The 21,343-nt window shown below is 62.9% G+C and carries 15 protein-coding genes, 1 tRNA gene and 1 pseudogene; 10 read left to right on the forward strand and 7 right to left on the reverse strand.

All coding sequences use genetic code 11. The features are described 5' to 3' along the window. Positions 1-43: 43 nt before the first annotated feature. From OSH05_RS05705 to OSH05_RS05715, 3 genes are read right to left on the reverse strand one after another with little or no spacing between them, the layout of a single operon-like run. A complete protein-coding gene (locus tag OSH05_RS05705) occupies positions 44-1,114 on the reverse strand; it encodes a DNA methyltransferase (RefSeq protein WP_104217163.1) in 1,071 nt (356 codons plus the stop codon). Next, on the reverse strand, positions 1,114-2,097 hold the full coding sequence (locus OSH05_RS05710) for a protein NO VEIN domain-containing protein (protein WP_104217162.1): 984 nt from the start codon (positions 2,095-2,097) through the stop codon (positions 1,114-1,116). Before OSH05_RS05710 ends, OSH05_RS05705 begins: the two co-directional genes overlap by 1 nt. Then, entirely contained in the window at positions 2,094-5,093 is a 3,000-nt protein-coding gene (locus tag OSH05_RS05715; RefSeq protein ID WP_104217161.1) for a BPTD_3080 family restriction endonuclease, read from the reverse strand. Before OSH05_RS05715 ends, OSH05_RS05710 begins: the two co-directional genes overlap by 4 nt. An 828-nt stretch (positions 5,094-5,921) precedes the next feature. Here OSH05_RS05715 and OSH05_RS05720 point away from each other — a divergent pair. The 4 genes from OSH05_RS05720 (at position 5,922) to OSH05_RS05735 (ending at position 12,772) form a co-directional block, all read left to right on the forward strand. Further along, complete coding sequence (locus OSH05_RS05720) at positions 5,922-7,469, forward strand: hypothetical protein (RefSeq protein ID WP_266352079.1); 1,548 nt, start codon at positions 5,922-5,924, stop codon at positions 7,467-7,469. Positions 7,470-7,636: 167 nt separating this feature from the next. After that, positions 7,637-8,371, forward strand: coding sequence for an OmpA family protein (locus OSH05_RS05725; RefSeq protein ID WP_266352080.1), 735 nt, complete (start codon positions 7,637-7,639; stop codon positions 8,369-8,371). Beyond that, positions 8,368-9,675, forward strand: coding sequence for an EH signature domain-containing protein (locus tag OSH05_RS05730; RefSeq protein WP_104217158.1), 1,308 nt, complete (start codon positions 8,368-8,370; stop codon positions 9,673-9,675). The genes OSH05_RS05725 and OSH05_RS05730 overlap by 4 nt, the downstream gene beginning before the upstream one ends. 4 nt (positions 9,676-9,679) lie before the next feature. Continuing rightward, positions 9,680-12,772 (forward strand): DEAD/DEAH box helicase, encoded by a 3,093-nt coding sequence (locus OSH05_RS05735; protein ID WP_104217157.1) that lies wholly within the window; start codon positions 9,680-9,682, stop codon positions 12,770-12,772. Here the strand turns inward: OSH05_RS05735 and OSH05_RS05740 are convergent. Then, a pseudogene (locus OSH05_RS05740) lies at positions 12,761-13,267 on the reverse strand (integrase core domain-containing protein); the annotation flags it as partial. The gene OSH05_RS05735 and the pseudogene OSH05_RS05740 overlap by 12 nt on opposite strands. Before the next feature lie 900 nt (positions 13,268-14,167). Between OSH05_RS05740 and OSH05_RS05745 the strand changes: the two are divergent. Beyond that, on the forward strand, positions 14,168-14,362 hold the full coding sequence (locus tag OSH05_RS05745; RefSeq protein ID WP_104217156.1) for a hypothetical protein: 195 nt from the start codon (positions 14,168-14,170) through the stop codon (positions 14,360-14,362). Here the strand turns inward: OSH05_RS05745 and OSH05_RS05750 are convergent. Together OSH05_RS05750 and OSH05_RS05755 are read right to left on the reverse strand one after the other, a co-directional pair. After that, complete coding sequence (locus OSH05_RS05750) at positions 14,344-15,624, reverse strand: DUF6538 domain-containing protein (RefSeq protein ID WP_323181372.1); 1,281 nt, start codon at positions 15,622-15,624, stop codon at positions 14,344-14,346. The two genes, OSH05_RS05745 and OSH05_RS05750, sit on opposite strands and share 19 nt — an antisense overlap. A 153-nt stretch (positions 15,625-15,777) precedes the next feature. After that, a tRNA-Ser gene (locus OSH05_RS05755) sits at positions 15,778-15,867 on the reverse strand. Positions 15,868-16,143: 276 nt separating this feature from the next. Between OSH05_RS05755 and OSH05_RS05760 the strand changes: the two genes are divergently transcribed. From OSH05_RS05760 to OSH05_RS05775, 4 genes are read left to right on the forward strand one after another with little or no spacing between them, the layout of a single operon-like run. Then, positions 16,144-16,470 (forward strand): hypothetical protein, encoded by a 327-nt coding sequence (locus OSH05_RS05760; protein ID WP_104217154.1) that lies wholly within the window; start codon positions 16,144-16,146, stop codon positions 16,468-16,470. Between the two features lie 47 nt (positions 16,471-16,517). Next, on the forward strand, positions 16,518-17,183 hold the full coding sequence (gene msrA / locus OSH05_RS05765; protein WP_104217153.1) for a peptide-methionine (S)-S-oxide reductase MsrA: 666 nt from the start codon (positions 16,518-16,520) through the stop codon (positions 17,181-17,183). After that, on the forward strand, positions 17,180-17,818 hold the full coding sequence (locus tag OSH05_RS05770) for a 2OG-Fe(II) oxygenase (RefSeq protein ID WP_165801430.1): 639 nt from the start codon (positions 17,180-17,182) through the stop codon (positions 17,816-17,818). Before msrA ends, OSH05_RS05770 begins: the two co-directional genes overlap by 4 nt. Positions 17,819-17,870: 52 nt before the next feature. Next, entirely contained in the window at positions 17,871-18,977 is a 1,107-nt protein-coding gene (locus OSH05_RS05775) for an NADH:flavin oxidoreductase/NADH oxidase (protein ID WP_104217151.1), read from the forward strand. 4 nt (positions 18,978-18,981) lie between these two features. On the opposite strand, the gene mepA is transcribed toward OSH05_RS05775, so the two are convergent. After that, a complete protein-coding gene (gene mepA / locus OSH05_RS05780) occupies positions 18,982-20,016 on the reverse strand; it encodes a penicillin-insensitive murein endopeptidase (protein ID WP_104217662.1) in 1,035 nt (344 codons plus the stop codon). 303 nt (positions 20,017-20,319) lie between these two features. On the opposite strand from mepA, the gene OSH05_RS05785 reads away from it, so the two are divergent. Beyond that, positions 20,320-20,958, forward strand: a complete 639-nt coding sequence (locus OSH05_RS05785; RefSeq protein ID WP_104217150.1) for a peroxiredoxin — start codon at positions 20,320-20,322, stop codon at positions 20,956-20,958. The last annotated feature ends 385 nt before the right edge of the window (positions 20,959-21,343 follow it).

A 21,343-nucleotide genomic window follows, 5' to 3' on the forward strand; every position in this document is an offset into this window, starting at 1 on the left:
ACGCTTCGGATAGAGAAACACGTTGCCCATCAGGATATTGCGCTCACCCGTACCCAGATGTACCGACCATATCCAACTTGTCGCGGTAGATAGGACGAAATTTCAACGAGTCCTTGTGGCGGGCATAGAAGAGCACTAGGTCCATCACACCGGCGATGTGCTCTGACGTGGCGCCGCTCGTCTTGGGGACACCGATCTCCGAAACGCAGTTCTCCGCCCCAAACACCTCATCCATAACCGCCCTGATTCGATGGACGTTCTCGTCGCCGATCTGGACGAAGATCGAGCCACTCTCCGTCAAGAGGTCGCGCATGACGGTCAGCCGGTCGCGCAGATAGGTCAGGTAGGAGTGGATGCCGTCCTTCCAGGTGTCTCGAAACGCCTTCACCTGCTCCGGCTCGCGCGAAATATCGACCTGCTTGCCGTCCTTGACGTCGCGGGACTGGGTCGAGACCTGCCAGTTCGAGTTGAACTTGATGCCATAGGGCGGATCGAAATAGATGCACTGCACCTTGCCCTTGAGGCTCTCGCGCTCGGAGAGGCTCGCCATCACCTGCAGGCTGTCGCCGAGGATCATGCGGTTCGACCAGTGGCCGTCATGCTTGTAGAAGCCGTCCTCGGCCCAATCCGTGGGGAAGCCGTTGAAATCGGCAAAGAGGTCCGGCGCGTCGGCCTCCGCCTCGCGCTTTGCGGCGGTGCGGCGCTTGAGATCGTCGAGGATCGCCTTGGGGTGGATCTTCTCCTGGATGTAGAGCGGCGGCACGTTGACGACGAGGTCGGTCCAGTCCTGCCGATCCTTGCCGCGCCAGACGAGCTGCGCATCCGAAAGCGTGAGCGAGCCGGTCTCGGCCAGCTCCTTCATCTGCGCCTCGGTGATGGTGATCCTGGCGCCGTTCCAGATCAGCTCCGGCTGCCGCGGCTCCTCCGCCGTGCGGGTTTCACCCTCCGCCAGAGGCCGAGCGCGCGCGTAATGCTTCGGCGGCAAAGGATGCGCATCCTCCTCGCGCCGAAAGAAGCTCTCCATCTCGGCGGTGGGAATATTCGTCCGGCTTGCCGCCTCGTGCTTGAGCACGTCGATGATACGGGAGGGCGGCTTTTTCGGCGTACGGGCCATCAGGCGGCGACCTTCGGTTCGAAGATCGGTCGACCGATAAGGACGAGAGGTTCAAGATCGAATGTCCGATGAAACTCATGGAGGTCGTAAACCGAGACGTGCGGCCGCTCACCGAGCGCATCCGTCACCATGGCGAGCCGCCATCCATCGTCGACTCGACGGATATACTCGTTCCTTGTCAGAAAAAGGCAGGCCGTCGCAAGCGACGTCCCTTTTACTTCGACGATGAGAAGGGAATCGTCTTTCGTAAACTCGTAGTCATATCCGCGATTGAGATGAGCAACGCGATTCGGCTTGTATCCAAGGCTCTCGTAGTGCTTCTTCACGGCAGTTTCGGCAGCGCATTCGACGGCCTTTCGGTGTTCGGTCGTCCCAAAGCCGGCAAGCGGATCCGGCCCATTCTCGGGGTCGGGGGCTCGCTCATCATCGGGACCAGAGATGGCGATGGGCCTGAGCGCCGCGATCCTTTGTTCAAGAAGTGCGAGAACGCGGGCTTTGTTGTCGTTCGCTTTCACGCCGGCCCCCGCGAGGAACGAGTATTTCCCCTGCTTCACGGAGGGATCCGAGAAGGGGTCGATGCGCAAGTCCGGCGGCACGAAAAAGGCCCGCTTGCTCGTGATGCAATAAGACGAGTGCGGCTCGCCCTGCGCTTCCGCCACCGGGTTGGGCGACACCTCCCGTCCGATCAAGGTAGCATCCTCATACCAGCCCACAACGTGGATGCCCTTATGTTTGGGGTGCTTTGAAAGACAGACGACAGTCCAGCCGTCGCGATCGTCATGCGAAGGCGCATGACCCTCGCCCTGAGGGGGGACATAGCAATAGTATGTGCCGCTGGCATCTGGCATGAAATTGAACGCCTCGTGCCCGCGGCCTTCGTCTTCTTTGCCAATGTGCTGCTTGAGCCAACCAAAATTGCCGCCGACTGGCCCGCCTCGATAGTATTCAGACCAACCGAATTTGACCCATAGAATCTTGCTCATCTCGCGCGCCCCATCAACTTCTCAACCAGCACCGCGAAATCCTCTTCCATCATCGTCCAGTCGCGGAATTCGGCGAAGGCCCAGCGGCCGAAGCCGCCGAGGGCGTTGACGCCGGGGACCCAGAGATCGCGCGTCGTCTCCGCCTTGGCCTTGTCGGTCTCGTCCTTGATGCCCTTTACCTCGAGCACCAGGTTGATTGGCTCCTCGCCGCCATCGTCGAGCCGGACGAGGAAGTCGGGCAGGTAGCGCCGGGTGATGCCGCCGTCGAGATAGGGGATCTCGAAGCCAAGCGCCTGGTTCTTGGCATAGGCGAGCACGCGCGGATGGCCTTCCAGCGTCAGCGCCAGTTGCTCCTCCCAACTCGAATCGAGCACGACATGGCTGATCTGGCTCTTCGGCGGCCGAGCTCCGGTCGCCCAGCACGGCTTCGACGTGATGAAGTTGACATGGCGCGTCGAGCCCTTGGGATTATAGGGGTCGAGCACGGCCAGCAGACGCCCGCCGCCGGCACGCGTGCACGCGATGTCGATCTTCTCCGCGGCGCGCGCCAGCTGATCTTGATAGAGGATCGCGCCGACCGGCACGCCTTTTGTCACGAGGTAGCCCTCGTCAAGCCAGCGCCGTGCGAGGCGCTGGATCTGCGGAAAGAGGTGCTGCTTCGGGAAGCCATCGTCGTCGCGAAAGCTGGTGTAGAGCAGGTGCTTGGCGAGGTTGAAGCTGATCTCCGAGGGCCTCAGCCGCTCCAGCACATCCGGCGTGATCGTGACGCCCGCGCCGACGATCCCCTCCATGACGACGGATGTTGGGCCGATATCCTCGGGCGTGATCACAAGCCGGCTGTCCTCGGTGAAAACCGCGTCGAGCTTCTCGGACGGAAGGTCGCGCCGATAGCCGCTGACGCGCGGGAAGACGATCTCCAAGGCGGCGCGTTCCCTGATCGCGTGCACGCGCGTCACCGGCTTCGGCCTGGTCGGCTTGGCGACCTGCGGCGAGGACGCGAAGTCGAAGGGGATGCCCATGATGTCGGCATATTCGACGTCGAACAGGCCGGTGGCGGGATTAAGGTCATAGGATTGACGGCGCAGGCCGCGACCGACGACCTGTTCGCACAGAAGCTGGGTGCCGAAGGCGCGGACACCAAGGATATGCGTCACGGTGTTGGTGTCCCAGCCCTCGGTGAGCATCGACACCGAGACAACGCAGCGGATCTGCTCGCCGAGTCTGCCAGGGCGGCCGACCGTGTTCATTACCTCGCGCAGCAATGCGCTCTCTCCGACCTCAGCTCCGATAGCGCCGGCGCCCGCGCGCGCCGCAACCTCGCGCTTGAACTGGTCGATCTCGGCGCCGGCGGCGTCGCGAAAGCCCTTATCGAGCGCATCGCCGGATTCGATCTGGCGCGAGTCGATCAAGAGCGTGCATGGACGCGGCAGCCGGCCGCCCTGGTCGTCATAGTTGCGAAACAGCTCCAGATGGCCGGCATGAAAGGCCGCCCGCTCGCCTTCCTCGGCATCGCCGCGCTCGAAGCCCGCGATCCATTCGAAGACCAGCCTGGAGATGGCGGTATTCTGGCAGACGACGATGAAGACCGGCGGCACGGCGATACTGGCCCGCTCCCAGCGATCGAACTCGCCCTCATAATGGCTGTAGAGCGTTGTCAGGGCGGTCCTGAGCATGGGCGGCAGGTCGAATGCGCTGAGCTTGGCGGCGCCGGCCGCCGTCTTCGGTAGATCTTTGCCGATCTGCTTCCACAAGTCGCGATAGACGACAGTATCGGACCGCACGAGGTTGTCGCTGACTGGGACGCGCGGAAGCTTGACGATGCCGCTCTCGATCGCGTCCATCAGGCTGAAATCGGACACGACCCATGGAAACAGCGTCCCTTCGTGATAGCCGGAGCCGCGCAGGAAAAAGGGGGTTGCAGAAAGGTCGTAGACCGCGCGCACGCCCTTGGACAGCTTGCGGTCCAGCGCCTCGATCCCGTTGATCCAGAGCCGTGCCGCCTCCTCGTTCTCCACCGCTTCCCGCTTGTCGTCGCCGGTCAGCGCGCCTTCGGCGTCGGCGCCCACCTTGTGCCGGTAGCAGTGATGAGCCTCGTCGTTGATGACGTTGACGCGGTCATAGTTGAGCAGCTTTTCGCAAGCCCGCTTCAGCATCTCCGCGTCGGTTTCCGTCGTCTTCAGCGGAACCGGATCGTTGCCTTGCAGGAAGCTGCTCGCGACCTTCGGCAGTGCCATCATCTCGCGGTGCTGGAAGGCATGGTAGTTGGTGATCACGATTTCCGCGCGACGGATGTCGGGCAGCATCTCTGGAGGCACGATCTCGCGTGTTTCGTAATAGTTATCGGGTTCGCTGGGCTGGAGCACGCGGAGCCGATCCTTGATCGTGATCCCGGGCGCGACGATCAGAAAGGCGCGAGAAAAATCCTTCGATTCCTTGCGGGCGGCATTGACGGCCTGCCATGCTATCAGCATGGCCATGACCGTCGTCTTGCCGCTGCCGGTGGCCATCTTCATGGCCAGACGAAAGAGCTCTGGATTGGCCTCCTGATTGTGCCTCTCGATCTGATCTAACAGGCCTTTTGTGGCCGCGCGCCTCGGCGCGACCTCGGTCAACCAAATGATCGTCTCGACGGCTTCGACCTGACAGAAGAACGGTTGTTGAGCCGACCAACCACTTGGTCTGCGCCAGTGCTCCAGCAGCCTCTGGGAAACGGAAGTGACGCCCCAGTCAATTGGATTGCGCAAGGTGCGCCACTGGTCAACATAGGCCCTGATCTCGTTGATCAGCGCGTTCTCGGTATAGGTCTCAAGATCGAGGGATGCCTGATTGGCCGACGCCCGCTTGCGCGATGCGGGAACGGGAACGATGAACCGGGAGGGGCGGCGCCCCTGGCGCGGCTCTCCCTCGAGCGGCTGACCGTTCTTGTCGAGTGGATGATGCAGGTCCGGCGCGCGGTAGGGCGAGTTCAGGATCGGCCGCTCATAGAAACTGTTCAACCTCTTCCTGCCCCCCGACTGCCATATGCTATTCGAGGTCCCATTCAATATACGGCTGTCGTTCGGCGCGCAAAGTTGACCCCTCAGTTAGAGGGCTCCCCTGCGGGGAGACAGGATCAGGCTGCGGATTTGACTGTGAGCCCGGCATTTTGATCCTCGAACTGCTGCAGGCCGTGATTCCCGTCACGGCGATCGAAAGCGGAGGGTCGCTGCGCGCATGTCCCCAATTAGCTGGTTGATGCGCTCAGTTCTTGGCATCGCTCAACTTGAAGAGCAGCGCCCGCGCCGAATTTTCTGCTTGAGCGGGGGAACCTGAAACAGGAATGCGCCCTCCGACCGCTCGGTACAGCTTGCGGTTGGCCAGTTCGTAGCGATAGCTTTGTGTCTGGTAGTGGGGGCTTGTTTATGGACTTAATCCAGCAGATCGGACGTATCGTTCGATCCATTGTGCTAAGCGGGGCCGCTTATCTCCGAGAGGACTATGCTCCCGGTCTCGTCACTCTGGCCCTTGTCGCAGCGTTGCTCATCTGTTGCGCCTTGTTCTTGCGGGAGACGCGCGCACATGTAGCTGCCATGCGGAGGCTGAACCGGGCGATCCGCCAGTTCAATGACGGCGAGCAACTGAGCGCTCGGTTCGACGCGCTCCAGCGCGAGATCAACGGCTTTCGGTCCGCGTCGGGCCGAAAGATCGCCGCAGCCTGGAACGAATTTGCCGAAACACTCATCCTTCAAGACGAGGGTGGCCGACCGATCTATCACAATTCGGTTCGACCCTCCGCCTTCTTCAATCTGGAGGATCTAGGGTTCGGCGCCGGGTTCTGGCGGCATATGCCGGGCCTTTTCGTCTCGATCGGCCTGTTCCTGACCTTCCTCGGCCTCGTCTCTGCGCTCGATTCGATGGCGAGTGGCAGTGGCGGCACCATCGGTGCCGAGCAGCTCAATGTGCTGCTGACCGTCGCGTCGGCCAAGTTCATCATGTCGCTCACGGGCTTGGCGTGCTCGATCGTCTTCACCATTGTGCTGCGGTTCGGCATCGGCAGAGCGGAAGATGTCGCCCACACGCTGTCCGCCGGGATTGAGGAGCGTCTATCCTTCCTGAGTCTCGAACGACTTGCGGCCGATCAGCTGGCCGCGGTCCGGGCGCAGCGCGAATTCATGCAGACGCTCGGCCATGAGCTGGTCGCCGAGCTCGGCCGCCCGCTGAAGGAGGAGATCCCGAGGGCCATCTCGTCCAGTATCGAAACGGCGATGCGGCCGCTGATTGACCAGGTCGGCAAGGCCGGTGCCGATGGGGTCGGCGCGATGGTGGACAGCCTCAGCGCCCGCTTCACGGACGATGTCGGCAAGGCGTTGAACGATGCCAGTCGCCATCTCGCCCAGGCCGGGGATCGAATTGCCGAGCTTTCGGCCCGCATGGATCAGAGTTCCGGGAAGGTCGGAGACGAGCTGAACATTGCGCTGACGCGCGTGTCAGAGGCCGTAGGGGGCATTCGCGACACGCTCGGCGAGGCCGCCCGGGATACGGGCGGCACCTTTAATGCCGGGGCTGAAAAATTGCTCGGTGTGATGAACCAGACGCTGGAAGGCATCCGCGAAAACACATCGGCCGGCGCAGCGGCGATGAGCGCGGCGGCATCCGACCTCCGACAGGCCGGCGAGGGGTTTCGCCAGCAGCTTGAGCACGCAAGTAGGACAGGTGGGGAGGTCGCTCGTGGGCATATCGAGGCTGCGGGTCAAGAGCTTGGCCGCATCGCGAGCGAGGCCTCCGAAAAAGCGGCCTTCGAAATCCTCGGGCCGCTTGATGAGATTGCAAACAAGATGGCGGGCGTAGTGAATCAGGTCGCCGCGGCGAGCACAGATTTCCGTCTGCTCGCCGACGGAGTGAGATCCGGCGCGGATGCCTCCGTGCTCGCGGCGACAACGTTCCGCGCCGCCTCCCAGGATCTCAGCACCGCCGCCGACCCCATCCGCTCCGCGATCGGCGGCATTCAGGCCTCGGTCTCGTCTCTCGCCGAGACCACGCAGAGCGTGGGAGCCTCCATCACTCGGTCGGCCGATTCGACCGCACGTTCGGCCGCCGACGCGCTGGCCGCCGCGCAGGCCGTGCTCGGCAGCGAGCAAAGGGCGATCGAGAACGCCCTCGCTGGCATCGGTGTAGCGCTGGATCGGTTGCGCGAGCAGGGCGCGCGCATTGACGATATCGACGGCAAGCTGGGACGCGCCTTCGAGATCTACACCCAGCAGGTGGCCGGCGCCGTGGACGGAATGCGGCACCATGTTCAGGAGCTGCAGCAGACAATGCAGCCTGCGATCGACACGCTGAAATCGGTGGTCGAATCGGCCGAAGAGTTCATACCCCGATCGCGGGCTCGATAATGCGCACCGCATTCCGCCGCCGCAGCCGTGAGGATGAAGAGGAGTCGGTCTTCGTCTCGATGACCGACATGACGGTTAGCTTTCTGTTCATCCTGATGATCATGCTGGCGTTCTTCGCCAGCCGGTTCGATCCGCGCGAAAGCGTGTCGCGCGTCGAGTATGACCAGGTGGTGGCGCAGCGCGACAAGGCTGCCGCCGAACTGACAGCGGCGCAGCATGAGATCGAAGCACTCAAAGAAGAAATCGCCCGCCTGCTGGCGCAGATCGAAGCCAAGGATCCGCTTGAACAATATCTGGCGCAAACAGCTCTTGTAAGGAAGCGCATCCTTGAGCAGCTGCGCGACCAACTGAAAATCGACTTTCCCGATCTGCAGGTGATGCTCAGCGAGGAGAATGACGCGCTGCGCTTCCAGGGCGACGGCCTATTCGAGAGTGGGCAGGCCGTGCTGCGCCCCGAGAAGCGCTCTATCGTCGAATCAATCGCATCGCGGCTTGAGCAGATCCTGCCCTGCTACACGCTCGGTCCGAGCGCCCACTGGGCGAATGACTGCAACGCCAATGCCGCAATCATCGAGGCGGTGCAGATCGAGGGCCACACAGATTCGACTGGCGATCCAAGGAGCAACCTGCAGCTCTCCACCAATCGCGCCAACGAGACCTTCGGCGCCATGATCGACCGCCAGCCGAACCTCGACAAACATCTGAACTTCCGCCAGCAGCCCGTGCTGTCGGTTGCGGGATACGGAGATATGCGGCCGATTGCAGGGAACGAGACCAAGACTGGCCGGGCAACCAACCGGCGCATTGACCTCCGGATCATCATGTATACGCCGGCGGTTTCCAACGAGATCGTTCGGATCCGGGAGCGGCTCGGCGCCGACCCAGCGGAGACTTCTCCATGAGCCTGTCCGAGGTCCTGAGGCGGCACGCTCCCTATCAGCCACGGCCGCTGTCTGGGCTCGCGCCACTCGCTGCTGCGGCCGAACGTGTGTTGGCGCGCTGGCCGGATGCCGTGAAGGAGCCGCCGGAGAAGGACCGGGAGCGCCTCGTTCAAGAGATGCTCCGGCGGCTGGAGCAAGAAGACTGGCGAGACGTGCATACCTCGTTTGTCACCACTGCCGCGGTTGCACTATTCGACAACGAGCGCCGAGAGCGGCCGGATCTTGCCAAGCTACGACAGTTCTATCTCGACGAGATCATCGCCAACGACAGCGCGTCGTTCCGACGGGCGATGGTGGCAGTCTATATTGGCTCCTACGTGCCGCGCGCAGCCCATACGGTGGCGCTTGCCCGAAGCCTGAGCCGGGTGGCCGACGCGCTCGGCGGCCGCTGGAGCGTGCTGCTGCAAGCGGTGCCACGCCTTCTCGACGGTGTTTCAGCGCATGAACAGGTGAGCCAGCTGATGCTGTCGATGCCCCAGCCGTGGAGTAATTTGAAGTCCATCAACCTCAGGAGCCCTCACGCCCCTGGCCTAATGACGCACGCTCATCTGGCATTTGTGAAGGCCCTTGCACCAGATCTGGCGGAGCCCCCTGCCATCGACAAGCTGCTCAACTGGCTGAAACCAGAGGGCGCGCAGCCGAAGGCGGAGGGCGCGTCCGAGGCCATCTCCGCCCTCCTGATGCCCTGGAGAACGTCCGATCCGCCTTCCGATCTACGGTCCGAGCTGACGACGCGAATCACCGGCCTTTACGGCGATCCGAGGACGCGAGGCAAGGAGGCGCCATGGAATGGCGTCGCGGACGACCTAGTGGAGCATCTCTCCCGATGGCTGACGGGTGAGAATATCCGGTTCTTCATGGACATCGTGTCTGACGTCGAGACGAGTCACATGTGGACTCCACGCCGGCAGTTCTGGATGAAGCTCCATCAGGAGAGACGCATCACGAGCGCCTGGGTCGCGCTTAGCGACGAGGGCGCGCGTCTGGCCCGACAGCGGGCAGCAGGGCGACCGGGGTTGAAATTTGGACGGCAGATTGCCGGCGGCAGTCGAATTCGCACCTGCCTGCTGATCCTCAAGATAGGATCGAAGATCGTTGTCGAGGGGTCGCACAACTATAAGGTGCACGTCTTCGACGAGTCAGCAGCGGGAAGGCCCAAGCTCTATCAAGACGGATATGACTGCGAACTGATCAGATCGATCAGAGGCGCGCAGGCCAAGATGCACTTGGGAGACTGGCAGGGCTGGGTGCGGGAGAGGATTTAGGCCGATGGCACTTGAGCTTCACTACGACCCGGCGGGAATCACACTACGACTTCCGGCCGAACGGGGTGGGCTGCTCCACCTGCTCCGGAAGCCACCGGCACGAGACCTCCGACGATTGCCGGCGACTGAGCGCGACCTGATCGTTGCGATCGCGGATCTTCGAGAGCTCAGTGCCGATGATCCCGACAACATGTGCCTGTCCGACGACAACATCTGGATATCCCACGAGGTTGCCTCGCAAGTTGATGCTTCGACTGCTGCGACTTTGAGCCTACCCAAGGCAGTCGACCTGACCTTCAGCACGGAGGTCGAGGGGATAGTCGGCGCGAGCAATTTCAAGCTGGTGTATCGATGGAGCAAGGGCGGCCATCGCCAGTCGCCGCCACGCGTCGGAGCTATCCTCGAGACTGCTCAAGGGCCGCGGCTGATCCCCCATTGGATGCTGAAGGCGATCGAGGTTGCCGATGGAGCGAGTCCTCAGGCGGATGACGCAGCCGACTGGGAGGCGCTGGCACGCTTCCGGCAAGCGCTGGAGCCCGGCTTGCAGATGAGCCGAGGGGACAATGCCGCCCGCATGTCGATGACGGATTTTCTTTCGAGCCTGGAGGTTCGCCTGGCCGACGCGTTTTCCGTCTCGCCCAACGAGGATGCGACCGACTTTGAGGTGGTGCCATTCTCCCGCGAACGCCTACAGGAGGAGGATGCAGCGCGGGATGGTGAGATCGACGAGGCGCTTGGTGAACTGAGCGGCGACGCGTTGCGCATGTTTCAGCAACGGTTGCGCGATCGTGGGGCGCTCGCCGCCTATCGGCTCAAGCCAGGCAGCTACCTGATCGTGGATCGTGGTGCCATGCCGGCACTTCGAGTTATGGCGGAAAAGCAGCGCGGCTCGCGCGGTGAACGACGGGAGTTCATTTCAAATCCCCGCCCCGCAATAACGACCGCCATCGAGGGTGAACTTGAGCGCCGCGGCCTGCTCGACAACCTAGATGCTGCCAGCATCGAGGAATCGATCGAGGCAGCCGCTGGCCCGGTTCTGGTGGAGACGGCGCAGTTTTCAAGCCGGGTCGTCGGCCTGAAGATATTTGAGAAGGAGCCAGCGCCGCCCGGCACCAGTGGTGGCGGCACATGGATGCCCGAGGATTTCGGGCGGAAGCTGGGGGAATATCTGGCTGACTTGCCCAAGCCCGCACTCGAACAGCTCCGGGACGACGTGACTGACGCGCTTGCCTCCGAGCAGGATGTAATCGTCCGCGACGGGATCGAAATTCCCGCGCGCCCGGAGACGCTCAGGACCATTGAAACCAGAATCGCTGCCACTGACCAGCAATCTGATCCGGAGGAAGATCCACTGCTCGGTGCAGCCGGGCCAGTCGTGCTCGACAGCAAGAGCAATTTGCGCGAGCTGCAGTGGTTTGCCGAACTGAAACCACGAAAGGTAGTTTCACGCAGCCCCCCTTCATTGGTGAGAACCCCGCTGAAGCCGCACCAGGTGGAGAGCTTCGAGTGGCAAGTCGCTGCCTGGGAGGCTGGACTGCCGGGCGTTCTCAACGCCGACGAGCAGGGCTTAGGAAAAACCCTGCAGACCATAACGTTCCTGACTTGGTTGCAGTCGAACATGATCGAGGCCACCACACGAAGACCGTTGCTGGTCGTGGCGCCCACCTCGCTGCTGATCAACTGGGAGCAGGAGGTCGAGCGACACCTCGGCGATCCCGGTTTGGGCCACGTCATCCGCCTCTATGGCAGCGGCACCAGCTCGCGAAAGCGCATTGGGGAGGGCGGCAAGGACATCGACAGCGGCTCGGCCAAGCTTGATCTCGGATTTCTGCACGAAGCGGTTGCGGAAGGACGTGCGCATCGCCTCTGGGTACTCACCACCTATACTACGCTCACGAACTACCAGCACTCTCTCGCGACCATTCCGTTTGCGGCGGCCGTCTACGACGAGATCCAGACCCTCAAGAACAATCGAAGCATGCGCTCGACCGCTGCGCGTGGCGTGAAGGCGGATTTTACCATCGGTCTCACCGGCACCCCGATCGAGAACTCCGTGCTCGATATCTGGTCGATCATGGATCAAGTGGCGCCCGGCAGACTGGACACCGAAAGCAACTTCCTGGAGCGCTACCGCCGTCCAGACACAGCCAATATGGCTGACCTGCACACCCGCATCTTCAAGACTCAGGAGCGTGTTCCACCCACCGGGATCCGCCGGCTGAAGTCTCAGGTCGCGAAGGACCTGCCGGGCAAGAGCCGGCGGCTCTACCCCCGTGCTATGCCAAAGGCGCAGGAGTTGGCCTACGAGGATGCGCGACTGAAGCTGGCCCAGGGCGGTCGGGGGGCCGCACTCAAAATGCTGCATCACATCCGTGCCGTCTCGGTCCATCCAGACCTGGAGGGCCGCCAACCCGACGGAGATTTCATCGGATCCTCAGCGCGATTGTCCGCATGCTTCGATTTGATAGGGCGCATACGCGACGCGGGAGAACGAGCGCTGGTGTTCATCGAGCACCGGCGGATGCAGTATCGATTCATCGAACTAGCCAAGGCTGAGTTCAGATTGAGCAGAATCGACCTGATTAATGGTGACACGCCGATCAAATCCCGGCAGGAAATCGTCAACCGATTCCAGGCCCTTGAAAGGGAACCGGGCTTCGACCTGCTTGTGCTCGGTCCCAAGGCGGCAGGCACGGGCCTCACACTTACCGCGGCGACGCACGTCATTCATCTTTCTCGATGGTGGAACCCAGCGGTCGAAGAGCAGTGCAACGACCGAGTGCATCGCATCGGTCAGACCAAACCGGTTACCGTACACCTGCCGATGGCGATCCATAGCGGCTACCGCGAAAATTCCTTCGACTGTCTCCTCAATAGCCTGATGCAGAGGAAACGTAATCTGGCCGAATCCGCCCTTTGGCCGATGGGAGATACCGATGATGACTCCGATCAGCTTCAAAGGATGGTATCGGAGGGGGCCGACCAGTCACTAAGAGGAGGCGACGCAGTTCGGCTCGCAATCGAGGCGATGTTCCTGCGCGAGGAACTTGGCGCCCCAGACTGGAAATCGGACGGCTCGGTTCTGCTATTCGATTAAAGGTGGCAAGATCAAATGGATCGCGACTGACCTTGTCCCCGATGAGCCCTCGTTCATAACTGGACTCTGTTCTTTTTGGTCCGATCTGGACCGGGTTGCAAACTCGTTCGGGGTGAGGCCGCGCAGGCTCGTGTGCGGCCGGCGCTCGTTGTAGTCGATCCTCAATTCTTCGATGATGCGGCGTGCCGCTGCCATGCCGCAGAACAGGTGTTCGTTGAGGCACTCGTCCCGGAAGCGGCCGTTCAGGCTTTCGACGAAGCCGTTCTGGGTAGGATTCCCGGGCGCGATGTAGTGCCACTCGACGTGGTTGTCCTCCTGACACTGGAGGATCGACCGCGATGTCAGTTCGGTTCCGTTGTCGGAGACGATCATCAGCGGCCGTCCGCGCGCTTGGGCAATGGCGTCGAGTTCCCGCGCCACCCGCGTGCCCGACAGCGACGTGTCGACGACGAGCGCCAGGCACTCGCGGGTGAAGTCGTCGATCACCACCAGGACGGAGTCCTGCATAAGCCGAGGGCATTCCAGAGGGCAAGGTCACTGCCGGCCCTGGGAAACATACGATTCAAGAGAGAACAAACTCGTGGGTGATCATGATCCGCATCCCAGGTTGAACCCGGAATATCGTCGTCGTGACAAGGTCGCATCTGTCCACCCGTCATCTGACTGCGACCTCAATCCCAACCTGAACGAGCGCCCGCCGATCGTCTGCCGTCAACCGAGATGTAAACCACCGAAACGACCTCCCTCGTATTCGAATACGAGCCGGTGCTTCCGAAAGGCTGACAAAAGGTTACGCTAAGTTGACAGCCGATAAAAAATCGATGCGGTGTAAACCATCTTGCCGCAGCTCAAAGACAAGCGCAGATGACGAGAAAACGGCAGTTCGACAGGCCACGCTGATGCGCACAGAGTAGCGACGCAGATTGTTCGTTCTCCGGTGGAATTTTCCGCAGGACTTGATTGCCCATGTCTAGAAGACCTCAGGCAAATTCTGGGTGAATAGCTATTAGGCTTCGCCGCGCCAGAGCGGCCAGGTTCATAGTCGCCGGTACGGGCGGCCTGATGCATCTGTCGGAAGAACTGAGACCGTGCCCCCCGGTGGTCGCCTGAGCGCGACGACGGCACTCCATCAGGGTATTCGTATCCCCAAGATGCATGACGATGACGTCGCGTGGCGGCGCCACTGTCCGCCGACGGTGGCACTCGCATCCTCCTCGCTGCCTCAAGAGAATGGCGAACCTGGACCGGCCGCGCCAGACAAACCCAACCTTATAGCGTCGAGCAGGTCGAAACGCAGAAGAAATTCCGAAAGTATTCTTCAGACTTTCTGTGCGTTGCCGTCGGACCGCTCGCTATAGTGGGGTGTCGGATAGTCATGTTCGACGGAGCGCCGAGTTGGAGATCGAGGAAAAGCGGAAGCTGCAACGGCTCTATGCCGCGCGTGCAAAGATCGCGTGGCTCGTGATCGAGGATCGCGTCTATGCGCCGATCTTTGAAGCTCTCGAGCAGGACATCGCCGAACTCGAGGTCGCCAATGATCCCATCGAGAGAGCGCGTCTGATCGCCCGATCTCAGAGGGCAAAGGCCTGAACGACACGCTCCAGATGTTCCAGCGTCGCGCCGCTGCCATATCGCTCGCGACCGAGACCGTGGCCGAACAGATCACGTCGGATACCGTCGTCGACTTTCGCGGCGATCATCCGATCCTCAAAGGAGTGCCTCAGCCCGTACAGGCTGTGCTCCGGCGTCTCGAGCAGTCCGTTCTCGTCGAGGAACTTGTTCACCGTCGCCGAAAGAGACGGACTGGCGCGGTATCGAGGGAACCCTTCCGGACATTCGCGGAAGGCCTCAAGGCTGACGCCGACCAGGGGGATGACGCGGCGGGCATTCCGGCTCTTCAGCTGCCTTCCTTCCGGCTCAATGCTGATATGGGGAACTTTGGCGTCCAGCCGAATGTGGTGCGGCAAAAGCCCGGCGCCCTCGCTCGGCCGATACCCGGTATTGACCATGCCGAGCAGGATACAGCGCGCCTCCTTATTGAGGCCTCGAAGGGCGCCCGGCTTCAGCAGGCGGCGGCGGATCCAGTCCGAAGAGAAGGGTGGCCGAACCCGGGCTTCACCCTCCTTGATCGCAAGATCCGATAGGGGCAGGACCAGTCGAAGCCGCTTCATGCGGTTGATAGTCTTCAGCGTATCACCGAGATGAACCAGATCCTTGTTGGCACTGTTCGGAGTTAGACCCTCATCCGTGATCTTGTCGAGCCACCACTGCCGAAAGTCCAACATGTCGTCCGGCGTGATCTCGTGGATCGGCTTGTCCCCAATCAGTCGAACGAAATTGGCGATCGCCTTCTTGCGGGGATTTTTCCAACGACGGAGCTGATCCTCGCTCTTGCCAAGCGTGCGGTCGGCGGCAAGCGTCCAGAACAATTCCAAGGCGCGCGTAACCGTGATCCCTGGCTCGTCGACGCCACCCAGAACGGCAGCCGCGGTTGGAGCATCGGGTTTGTCGCCGAGCACTGGAATCGCTTCGATGCGAGCCAGGCGCTCCTCCAGGGGCAATCTGGCCACCTCGCTCGCCCGCAGATACCGGAAGCCTCGAGCAGATGCGAGATCCCTGGCGGCAGCAAAGCGCTCCTCAGCATCTGCACTATCGCCAGCCAGTCGCGCCTCCCAGCCATCGACGAGATGCTGCCAGGCGATCGGAGCCTTGCTCCGGGCAACAGTCTCCGAATCCGTGTGCAGCGATATCCAAACTGTGGATCGAGGCTCGATGGCGGCATAACGCTTCGGCACACGCTTCCGGAGATGGAAGGTAGCGCCGCGCCGGATTGGAACTTCAGCCGCCACCACGTATCTCCCGCGCCACCGACACTGGGTCTGACATTAGCAAATTGTGCAGCAGAATGTGTAGCAAAGATTGCGCCGCTAGGCTCGACAAGCTCGAGCCAAAAGCAGATTAACATGAATTTACAATTAGTTATCACGAAAGTGATCGGAGAAACCTGGCGGAGGGAGCGGGATTCGAACCCGCGATACGGTTTCCCGTATACACACTTTCCAGGCGTGCGCCTTCAACCACTCGGCCACCCCTCCGTCGTCCGGGCGCGTTAGCCCGGCTGTCGCGTTTCGCCGGCTTCGGGTCGCCTGCCGTACAGGCAGGGCGATCCGCAGCGAATTGCCGGTGGAGCCGGCAAGCGCGAACGAGCGTTGCGCTATCACGAAGCGAGCGAACCATGCAAGGGCACGGGGGGATATGGATACGGCTTCCTGCCGAATGCGGCCAACTGTTCCCCAGCCGATTGCCGAAACGACCAAGTCACCCTATCTGTAGGCCATCCTGAAAACGCTCATCGCGGTGCAAGGCATCTCATGTTCCGCTTCCTCGTCCGTCTTGCCGGTCTCTTCGCCATTGCCGGCGCGGTGATCGCGCTGGTGGTGGACGGGACAAAATCAATCGCCGCCTCGACGCTTACGGTGACGCCGCTTGGCCAGGCCTGGTTCGCCTTCGATCCCTCCAGCCTTGCCGCCGCGCAGGCAGCGGTGGCTAGCCATGTCGAAGTCTATGTCGGCAGCTGGGTCTGGTATCCCCTGATCCAGTTCCTGCTAACACTGCCGGTCTGGCTGTTCTTCGGGGCGGTCGGTGCCCTTCTGGTTATTGCCGGCAAGCCGCTGCCGTTCCGCGCCGCCGTCGCCTGATCACTGCAAATGCTTCTTTCCTCCGACCCCCAACGCGGAGACTAGCCATGAACATTCTCGACCTCTTCGCCCGCAAGACCCGCATGCCCGCCCCTGGAGCCGCACTCCCCGGCCGGGCGACGCCGATTGTCGAGCCGGGCCTGCATTTCGTTCTCCATCGCGCCCTGGCCAGCCCCTATCCGGCCGGGCTGGAGACGGCTGTCTTCGGTCTCGGCTGCTTCTGGGGCGCCGAGCGGGCGTTCTGGACGCTGGACGGCGTCCATGTGACGGCGGTCGGCTATGCTGGCGGCGAAACGCCGAACCCGACCTATGAGGAAGTCTGCTCCGGCCTCACCGGCCACAACGAGGTCGTCCTTGTCGTGTTCGATCCGAAGCGGATCTCCTATGAGACGCTGGTGAAGCGCTTCTTCGAGAGTCACAACCCGACTGAGGGCATGCGCCAGGGCAATGATGTCGGTACGCAATATCGCTCCGGGATCTATGTAAGCAGCGATGCGCAGCGGCTGGCGGCTGAACGCGTCCGCGATCTCTATGAGACCGAGCTTGCCAAGAGCGGCCTCGGCGCGATCACCACCGAGATCATCGAGCGGCCGAGCTTTTATTTCGCCGAGGCTTATCATCAGCAATACCTCGCGAAGAACCCGGCCGGCTATTGCGGCCTCGGCGGCACCGGCGTTGCCTGTCCGATCGGCACGGGCGTCGCCGCCGCGTGAGCGCAATCGTAAACGGTCCCGAACAGCGGGCGGATGCGATCGAGGCGGCTATTGGCCGCCTCGCTTCGGACGGCTATGCCGTCGCCGATAACCTTATCGGCGCGGCGCTGGCGGGCCGCCTGCTCGCGCGGCTAGCGAAACTCCAGTCGGAGGGCGCGCTCGCCACGGCCGGAGTTGGCCGCGAGGGCGGACGCCAGGTCGTCCACGCCATCCGACAGGCTGCCATCCATTGGCTGAACGGCGAAGACGCGGCCGAGCGCGACCTGCTCGCGCTGGCCGAGACGATCCGCGTTGCGATCAACAGGCAGCTATTCCTCGGTCTGTTTCATTTCGAGTGCCACTTCATCGCCTACCCTGTCGGCGGCTTCTACAAGCGCCATCTCGACGCTCTCGCGGGGACGCGCAACCGCGTGGTCTCGTTCGTGACCTATCTCGATCCCGATTGGCTGCCCGAACATGGCGGCGCACTGCGGCTCTGGAATTCGCCGGAGGATGTCGAGCCGCCGGCGCTGGAGATAGTCCCGCGCGCCGGCCGGGTCGTCTTGATGCTGTCCGAGCATATCCCGCATGAGGTGCTGCCGGCCCATCGGCCGCGGCATGCCATTGCCGGCTGGTGGCGCGTCGCCTCGGGGTGAAACCTCTGCCGCATTCCTGTTCCGCCTTCTCCCCTCCCCGCATGGAACCGTCATGACCTCCGCTCTCTTCTCGCCGCTCGCCCTCGGCCCGGTGACCCTTTCGAACCGCATCGCGATCGCGCCCATGTGCATGTATTCCTCCGATGACGGCACGCCGTCAGACTGGCATATCCAGCACTGGTCGCAATTCGCCCTCTCCGGCGCGGCCATGATCACCTTCGAGGCGACGGGCGTCGAGCGGCGCGGCCGCATCACCCATGGTTGCCTCGGCCTCTATTCCGACGCGAACGAGGCAGCAATCGCCGCCAAGCTCGCCATCGCCCGTCGATGGGCATTGCCCAGCGCCGTGTTCGGCATCCAACTCGCCCATGCCGGCCGCAAGGCCTCGACACGGTTGCCCTGGATGGGCGGCGGATCGCTCGCTGCCGACGAGGATCCGTGGCCGACGATTGCGCCCTCCGCCATTCCGTTTGCTCCCGGCTGGCAGGTCCCTGAGGCGCTGGACGAGGCCGGCATCGAGGTCCTGATCGGACATTTCGTTTCGAGCGCCAAGCGGGCCGAACGCGCCGGGCTCGATTTCGTCGAGATCCATGGCGCGCATGGCTACCTGCTGCATGAATTCCTTTCGCCGATCTCCAACCGGCGCGAGGATCGCTATGGCGGCAGCCTCGAAAACCGCATGCGCCTCATCGTCGAGGTGACCAGGGCCGTGCGCGCCGCCCTGCCGGAGACGATGTTCGTCGGCGTCCGCCTCTCGGCCAGCGAATGGACGGCCAGCGGCTTCGAGATCGACGAAGCCGTCGAGGTCGCCAGTGCCCTGAAGGAGGCCGGCGCCGTCTATATCTGCGCTTCCTCGGGCGGCAATGTTCACGACGCCCATATCCCGCTGAAGCCGCTCTACCAGACGCATCTCGCCGAGGCGATCCAAAGCCGGGCCGGGATTTCAACCCGCGCCGTCGGGCTGATCACCAAGCCGACGGAAGCCGAGGCGATCGTCGCCGAGGGGCGCGCCGACATGGTGGCGCTCGCCCGCGCCATTCTCGCCGACCCGCGCTGGCCCTGGCGCGCCGCGGCCGAACTGGGCGCCCGGCTGCCCGTCGCCCTGCCCTATGAGCGCAGCCTGCCGACCATGCGGCACTGGGTGTCGCCGGCCGGCTGAGGCCTCAATAGAGCGTGCCGTTCGGCCTCTGCGGCGGAACGGCCGCATCGACCGGATTTTCGGTCGCATCGTCCGCGGATGTATCGGCCGCCTGAACCGGCGCCGACCGGGGCGCGGAAATGGCGAGCGTCGGCTGCGGCTTGATGCCGGGCGGGGCGCCGAGCAGCACCTCGCGGCAGGCGGCCGGAAGGTCGGTCAGCATCAGCGGGCGCGGCTTGACGGCCGGCTTGGTCGGCTTCGTCGGCTTGACGGGCTTGGGCGGCTGCAGCCATGCATCAAGCTCGGCGCCGCAGCCATCGCCGGCAGGCGGCGCCTTTTGCGGCACGCAGCTCGCCATATCGGCCGGGCAATCGAGGCGGACGTGGAAATGATAGGTATGGCCCCACCAGGGCCGCACCTTGCCGAGCCAGGCGCGATCGGCGCCGGCGCTGACACAGAGCTGCTTCTTGATGGCCGGATTGACGAAGATGCGCGCCACATGCGGGTCGAGCGCCGCGCGCCGGATCAGCCTGAACTGGCCGCTCGTCCAGCCGGCTGCGTTGATCGTCCGCGCCTTCTCGTTGACCATGTTGACCGGTGCCATCGTCTCGCGCTCGTCGGCTGAGAGCAGGCGCTTCGGCATCGGCGTCAGCCAGATGTCGACATCGAGGCCGATCTGGTGGCTGGCATGGCCGGTCAGCGCCGGGCCGCCGCGCGGCTGGCCCATGTCGCCGACGAGGAGGCCGGGCCAGCTGTCGAGCTTCTTCGACTTCGCCGCGAGATCCTCAGTGAAGGCGACGAGTTCCGGCGTACCCCAATTGCGGTTGCGCGACAGGCGCATCGCCTGCCAGTCGGGGCCGCTCACCGGCAGCGCCACGGCACCGGCGAGGCAGCCCTTGGCATAGGAGCCGATCGAGCGGGCCTCCAGCGGGATCGGCGTGTTCATCTGCGAGAACAGGATCTTGGCCGGGGTCGTGTCGATTGGGTCGGCCAGAGCCGGGCCGACAAACGAAAATCCAAGCAGCAAGGTTCCGATCCGCCGCGCGATCATGCCTGTCATCCTCATCATCCCGGCCCGCCGGGCATCATCGCGCATTCGCGTTAACGATTCATTCGTCATCTGCACGCGCCTCACATGCGGACGATTTTTGCGCATAGCGCGGAGATCGGCGCCATCGTCGGAACGATATTACGTTATTGTGACATTTTCTAGCAATCCATCCTCAAACGGGCGTCAATTCCGCGATTGCCGGGTTTCCGGCGGCGCGATAAAAAGGGGACTGACATCCGAAGGATCGGGCACGGCGTTCGCTGCCGCCCGCCTTCCGGACCCGCTATAAGCGACTTGGCAAGGAGTTCGATCATGGCACTCAATCTTGGCGACATCGTCCCGGATTTCGAAGCCGACACCACCGAAGGCAAGATCAAATTCCATGAATGGCTCGGCAACGGCTGGGGCGTGCTGTTCTCGCATCCGAAGAACTTCACCCCGGTCTGCACCACCGAGCTCGGCGAGGTCGCCAAGCTGAAGCCCGAGTTCGACAAGCGCGGCGTCAAGGTGATCGGCCTTTCGGTCGACCAGCTTTCGAACCATGGCGCCTGGGTCGCCGACATCAAGGACGCGACCGGCTCGACGCTGAACTTCCCGCTGATCGCCGACCATGACAAGAAGGTCGCCGATCTCTATGGCATGATCCATCCCAACGCCTCCGACACGGCGACGGTCCGCTCGGTCTTCGTCATCGGCCCGGACAAGAAGCTCAAGCTATCGCTGACCTACCCGGCCTCGACGGGGCGCAATTTCGACGAGATCCTGCGCGTCATCGACAGCCTGCAGCTCACCGCCAAATTCTCGGTCGCGACGCCGGTCAACTGGACGAAGGGCGACGACGTGATCATCGTCCCCTCCGTCTCCGACGAGGCGGCCAAGGAGAAGTTCCCCGGCGGCTGGAAGACCGTGAAGCCCTATCTGCGCGTCGTGCCCCAGCCGAAAACCAACTGAGCCTTTCCGAGCTCCCTGATTTCGAAGGGCAGGCCTCGTGTCTGCCCTTTTTGTTTGGCGGCGGCGATGCGGCGCGCGCCTTCTTGAACCCTCCCCTTGCCGGAGGGTCGAAAACGCATCGCGTTTTCGGGGAGGGGCTAGCTTCGGCAAAGCCGAAGCGTGCTTCTCTTCCCGACAAAGCAAGCCCTCACCCCCAACCCTCTCCCGCAAGCGGTAGAGGGAGTCCGGTCTGCGCGCTTCATCAAGCTCCCGGCTGATCGTCAGCGCCCCCTCGCCCGCGACGCGGGAGAGGGCCGGGGTGAGGGCCTTGCTTTCAAGACGCACCACAGCCCCAGCCCGAAAATCCCCGCCGGCTTGTCGCCGCCAGGGTGAACCGAAGAGGTCG

The sequence above is a fragment of the Kaistia algarum genome (assembly GCF_026343945.1).
In the GTDB taxonomy this organism is placed as follows: domain Bacteria; phylum Pseudomonadota; class Alphaproteobacteria; order Rhizobiales; family Kaistiaceae; genus Kaistia; species Kaistia algarum.